We start from the raw sequence: 2732 nt of genomic DNA, 5'->3' as shown, positions 1-2732 counted from the left end.
ATTCGACCCGTAAACATACAGGCTCGATGAGGCAACTGGGGCAAATGAAGCGCTCAAAATCTCAAAGTGCGGACTTTGTTGACGGGGACTTAGAAACCCCGTCCGTCTACACGGCGGGGTAGTTCATATCAAGCTTATGACCAAGATGATTTGGGAGAAGATAGGATTACTGATTTTGATATAGAGCGAGATATCATCCTCATCAACAGGACAACTTTCACTGCTATTGATAGTGGGGACAGTTTTGAGAATGTATTTGCCACTGTTACCAGTAATAATGATGCTGCGACAGAGGATGCTGTCATTGTATACAATACAGATAATGGTAATCTATTCTATAACCAAAATGGTAGCGATGCTGGTTTAGGTAGTGGAGGTGTATTTGTCACATTAGACAATGCACCTGTAGTTGATGCTGACAATTTCTCATTTGTTGGATAGTTAGTACAGATATTAGGGGTAGGAGACAGGAGACAGGAGACAACGCACCCCTCGCCCCTCCCCCTCCCAGGAGGGGAAGACAGGATAAATGGGAATGAGCGAGGAGGTAGGAGTAAGAATTGTCCCAAGATTGTTCTGCCCAACTATGAGCCTAAAATACGCTCCATGCATGAGCATTAAGGGCTGAAAACCAGATACTTTTTTCGACCCCAAAAAGGCACTTGTCTTTATATGTCAATGCTTTTAGATTTAATCAGCTAGCTCTAATTAGTGATAAAAAAAACTTTCTCCTTTTCCTCCTATTTTTTCTTGCTTCTTCCTTCTTTCTTCCCTCCTGACTCCTGACTCCTGACTCCTCCGTAGTTATTTATTGATCACTGTTTAACCGGACATGATATTACTGAGTTTGGCCAGAAGTCGCAACTATATTTTTCTCTGGTGCCGTATCTGCCACTTTGACTACAAAAACCTCCCAGCGGTTACCATCAGGGTCTGTTACCCAAACTTTATCTTGAAGTGCATAACAGCAGTCTGTTTGATGTTCCTCAAATAATGATAGTCCGGCCACTTTAAATCTTTCAATGGCTGTTGCCACTTCCTCAGAAGTGCTAACTTGTATTCCTAAGTGGGATAAATTCCCACCTGGTTCTACATTTTCTTCTAAATTAAGGGTAAGATTTAGAGGCGGGTTAGCAATATCAAATTTTGCGTAATCTGACTTATACTTAACTGGTGCTACTCCAAATAAAGCTTGGTAAAATTCTACAGACTTTTCTAAGTTGGTTGCGATTAGAGCAATGTGAGTTTTAAGAGTGGACATAATTTTTTCCCTATCTAACAATTTAAACAACGAGGATCTAATAAAGTTGCCTTTTCTGGTTGGCGAGGAAACCAAAAAGCTGTACGTTTACAAAATTCTACCAACATCAACATGACTGGTACTTCTATTAATACTCCCACTACTGTTGCTAAAGCTGCCCCAGAATTTAAGCCAAACAAAGTAACTGCAGTGGCGATCGCTACTTCAAAATGATTACTAGCTCCAATTAAAGCAGCAGGAGCGGCATCTTCATAATGTAATTTCATTTTTAAAGCTGCTACATAAGTAATCAAAAAAATAAAATTAGTCTGGAGAAATAGTGGTACTGCTATCAACAAAATATGAACAGGATTTTCTACAATTAATTCTCCCTTAAAAGCAAACAATAAAACTAAAGTTATCAACAAAGCAGCAGTAGAAACCGGACTTAAATACCTGATAAACTTACGTTCAAACCATGCTTTTCCTTTATTTTTGAAAATCCAGTAACGACTATACATTCCTGCTGCTAGAGGTAAACCCACATAAATTAGCACCGATAAAACAATAGTTTCCCAAGGCACAGTTAAATTATTAGCTGACAGTAACCACCGTCCTAGTGGAGCATACAAAAACAACATTGTCAAGGAATTAATCGCTACCATTACTAATGTATGTCCCTGGTTGCTGTAGGAAAGATAACCCCACATTAATACCATTGCCGTACAGGGAGCGATACCAAGTAATATTGTTCCAGCGATGTAGGAGTCTGCCAATGCTACTTCTGTACCGCGCAATATTTCTGTACCTGTTAATAGTGGGCGAAATAGCCAACCGAGGAAAATTTGCGCAAACGCTACCATGGTAAAAGGTTTAATTACCCAGTTAACGACTAATGTTAAGATTACAGGTTTGGGAGCGCGAGCTGCATTTCTAGTTTGGGTAAAGTCTATTTTTACCATGATGGGATACATCATAAAAAATAGACAAATGGCGATGGGGATAGATACTTGATAAATACTCATGCCATCTAATGCACTGGCAACACCGGGAAATATTTTCCCTAGGGCAATACCTATGACAATGCACAAAGCTACCCAAACAGTGAGATATTTTTCAAAGAAGCTAAGTTGACCACCTGCTTGTACGGCAGATTTATTGACTTGCGGTAAATTTGGACTCATAAGATTAATATCAGGATTTTTACAGTTTGTTTATCCTGTCATTAAAAAAGGTTAATGTTCTTAGATAATGTAAATATAACAAAAAAAATTGATATGTCAAGCAATGAATTATATTAAATCCGGTAGCAGGGCGTGCTATATCATGTCCGGTTAGTTATAAATAAATGACAGAGGAGTCAGGTATTGGACTTTGGACAAAAAGTAACTAACAGTTAGCGTAATAATTACGCTAATCAAACAGGATAATACCGCTCTATCTCCAGTGAATTTAATCACTGAAAAAAGGCAATAATTAAGAGTTGTCGCCA

General features: G+C 38.7%; 3 protein-coding genes. 1 reads left to right on the top strand and 2 read right to left on the bottom strand.

The window, feature by feature from the left end; genetic code table 11:
- The first annotated feature begins 150 nt into the window (after positions 1–150).
- Positions 151–441: a hypothetical protein gene (locus F6K13_RS27260; RefSeq protein WP_124143498.1), complete on the top strand. Its 291-nt coding sequence runs from the start codon at positions 151–153 to the stop codon at positions 439–441.
- A 397-nt stretch (positions 442–838) separates the two neighbouring features.
- Here F6K13_RS27260 and F6K13_RS27255 read toward each other — a convergent pair whose 3' ends face one another.
- Both F6K13_RS27255 and arsB read right to left on the bottom strand, forming a co-directional pair.
- Positions 839–1261, bottom strand: a complete 423-nt coding sequence (locus F6K13_RS27255) for an ArsI/CadI family heavy metal resistance metalloenzyme (RefSeq protein WP_124143497.1) — start codon at positions 1259–1261, stop codon at positions 839–841.
- A 14-nt stretch (positions 1262–1275) separates the two neighbouring features.
- Positions 1276–2424: an ACR3 family arsenite efflux transporter gene (gene arsB, locus F6K13_RS27250; protein ID WP_124143496.1), complete on the bottom strand. Its 1149-nt coding sequence runs from the start codon at positions 2422–2424 to the stop codon at positions 1276–1278.
- Positions 2425–2732 lie beyond the last annotated feature (308 nt).

Source organism: Okeania sp. SIO2B9 (assembly GCF_010672505.1).
Classification (GTDB): domain Bacteria; phylum Cyanobacteriota; class Cyanobacteriia; order Cyanobacteriales; family Microcoleaceae; genus Okeania; species Okeania hirsuta.
The sequence above is the reverse complement of the archived record's forward strand: the minus strand, read 5'-3'. Positions and strand labels throughout refer to the sequence as shown.

Bases quoted from the DNA above. Each gene is read 5' to 3' on its own strand.
- F6K13_RS27255 (WP_124143497.1), bottom strand. From the start codon at position 1,261: ATGTCCACTCTTAAAACTCACATTGCTCTAATCGCAACCAACTTAGAA.
- arsB (WP_124143496.1), bottom strand. From the start codon at position 2,424: ATGAGTCCAAATTTACCGCAAGTCAATAAATCTGCCGTACAAGCAGGT.